Below are 2,492 nucleotides of genomic sequence, written 5' to 3'. Positions count from 1 at the left end.
TCTTCAGCCACGTGACCGGCCGGGGCGGCGTCCGCGGCTGACCGGACGCCGCCCGCCCCCGGTACGCCGGGGACGGGCGGGGGCCGGGTCAGCGCTCCGGCGTCGTGCCGCCGTCCCGGTAGGAACGCCGCGCCGCGTCGGCGGCCTTGTCGGTCTTGGCGTCGTACTTGCGGCCCGTGCGCTCGTCGACCATGCGCTCGGCGCCCGAGACGCCCTTGTCGGCCTGGTCGGGGTGGCCCTTGGCCATCTGCTTGGCCTTGTTCATCATGTCGCCCAGCTTGCCCATGGGGTACCTCCGGGGGTGCGCGTGTGCCGTACACCGCCGCAGGTACCCCTCAGGACGCGTGCGAATCACCCCGTGTCGCCCACCCGGGCGGCCATGTTCCCCGCCGGGTGCCGGTTGTCGTGGATGAGCTGGTGGGCGAGCCCGATCTCGTCGAAAGCGAAGGTCCGGGACAGGCAGGGGTCGATGATCCCCTGGTCGATCAGTCGGGTGACCTCGCGCGCCTCGCGGGCCGTGGCGACGTGCGAGCCCTGCAGGCGCTTCTGCCGCATCCACAGAAAACGCAGGTCGACGTCGCCGTTGTAGCCGGTGGTACCGCCGCACAGGACGACCATGCCGCCGTTGTCGCACAGGTACAGGGACGTGGGGACGGTGTCGGCGCCGGAGTGCTCCAGCACGATGCGCGGGCTGCGGCGCTCGCCCAGCACCTCCCAGAAGGCCCGCCCGAAGGCGCGGGCTCCCGACAGCCACCGGCCCGTCGCCGCCTCGTCGGTGGTGTCCGGCAGCCGCCCCCAGTGGTCGAACCTCCGCCGGTCGATGAAGCCCTCGGCGCCCAGCTTGAGGCAGAACTCGCCGCGTTCCTCGCTGGAGACGACCGCGACGGGGATGCCGCCGACGTGCCGGACGAGCTGGATGGCGATGCAGCCGAGACCGCCGGCGCCGCCCCAGATCAGCACCGGGTCGCCGGGGCGCACCGTGTGCGGCGGCCAGCCGAAGAGCTGGCGGTAGGCGGTGGCGGCGGTCGCCATGTAGCAGGCGGCCTCCGTCCAGGACAGCCGGGCGGGCTTGGGGTGGCACATGTAGTCGTCGACGACGGCGAACTGGGCGAAGGAGCCGTGGTTCTCCTCGTAGCCCCACACCCGCTGGCTGGCGGACCAGGTGGGGTCGCCGCCGAGGCGGATGTCCTCGGCCCTTTCGTCCCAGCGGTTGGCGAGGACGACGACCTCGTCGCCGAGCCGCACCCCGCGCACGTCCTCGCCGACCGCCCACACGATCCCGGACAGGTCCGAGCCGCCGATGTGGAAGTCCTCGGTGGCGCCGGCCTTCTGCCGGGCGGCGATCACGTCGAGCGGCGAACCCAGTGCCGCCCAGACGTTGTTGTAGTTGATGCCGGCCGCCATGACCTTCACCAGGACCTGTCCGCGGCCCACGGGCGGGACGTCGACCACCTCGGTGCGGAAGGCGTCGACGGGTTGTCCGTAACGCTCACGGCGGATGAGCGAGGCGTACATCTGCTTCGGTACGGTGCCGATCTCGGGCGCGTCGCCGAGTTCGTAGAGGTCCTGGGTCGCTCTCACGCTGGTTCTCCTCAACGCGGGTTCAGGGGGAGGGGGGTGTGGCGGCCCGGTCACCGAGGCCGCGCAGGGCCTTGGCGACCGCTTCGCCGATGCGGGCGATCGGTTCGGGTTCGGTCATCTCGTAGTGGCCGCAGGGCACTCGGTGGTCGTGGAGGGTTCCGTCGACGTGGGGCCGCCAGCTGTCGGCCTTTCCGGGCAGCACCGCCAAGTCGGCCGGGGAGTCGGCGGGCTGTTCCTCGGTGGCGCTGAAGAACAGCACGTCACCGCGGTAGACGCCGGGGGCGAACTGGGGCGCGATGCGCAGGTTGTTGCGCATCACGGCGGCGATGGCGGCGGCCTCGGCGCGTGTGACGGGTACGCTCGCCGGGTCGGCCGTGACACGGGCGTCGATCCGGTCCAGGAGGGCCTCCACCGGAGCCCCCGTGTCGGCCGGGAGGCCGGTCACCCTGGACAGCAGGGCCACGACCTGGCGTTCGGCCGCGTCGGGGTCGTGGGCCGTGCCGTGCGGCTGGGGCGCGTCGAGCATGGCGAGCAGTTCGACCTGCTCGCCGTCGCGTTGCAGGGCACAGGCCATGGCGTGCGCGACGAATCCGCCGTAGGACCAGCCCAGCAGCCGGTACGGGCCGTGGGGCTGCACCCGGCGTACCAGGTCGAGGTAGTGGGCGACCATGGCGGCGGCGTCCGGTGCGGGCGGCCGGGTGCCGTCGAGGCCGGCCGCCTGGATGCCGTGGACGGGCTGGTCGCCGCCGAGATGGGGCAGCAGGCCCGTGTAGCGCCAGGCGACGCCCGCGCCGGGGTGGACGCAGAACAGGGGCGTGGCGGTGCCCTCGGCGCGCAGCGGCAGCAGCGGGCCGAGCGCGGAAGCACCGCCGTCCGGCGTCTCCTCGTCCGGCTGGTCGGCCGTGGCGAGG

3 protein-coding genes are annotated in these 2,492 nt (G+C 73.3%); all 3 read right to left on the bottom strand.

Features of this window, described 5'->3' with window-relative positions; translation table 11 throughout:
- Positions 1–88: 88 nt before the first annotated feature.
- Positions 89–286 carry an antitoxin gene (locus B7767_RS32210; RefSeq protein WP_085575218.1) on the bottom strand — a complete coding sequence of 66 codons (198 nt, stop codon included), beginning with the start codon at positions 284–286 and terminating at the stop codon, positions 89–91.
- A 65-nt stretch (positions 287–351) separates the two neighbouring features.
- Positions 352–1,581 (bottom strand): crotonyl-CoA carboxylase/reductase, encoded by a 1,230-nt coding sequence (ccrA, locus tag B7767_RS32205; RefSeq protein WP_085575217.1) that lies wholly within the window; start codon positions 1,579–1,581, stop codon positions 352–354.
- A gap of 22 nt (positions 1,582–1,603) precedes the next feature.
- On the bottom strand, positions 1,604–2,492 hold an 889-nt coding region (locus tag B7767_RS32200), incomplete at its 5' end, for an alpha/beta fold hydrolase (RefSeq protein WP_256923642.1).

The organism is Streptomyces sp. 13-12-16 (assembly GCF_002114215.1).
In the GTDB taxonomy this organism is placed as follows: Bacteria; Actinomycetota; Actinomycetes; order Streptomycetales; family Streptomycetaceae; genus Streptomyces.
The sequence above is the reverse complement of the archived record's forward strand: the minus strand, read 5'-3'. Positions and strand labels throughout refer to the sequence as shown.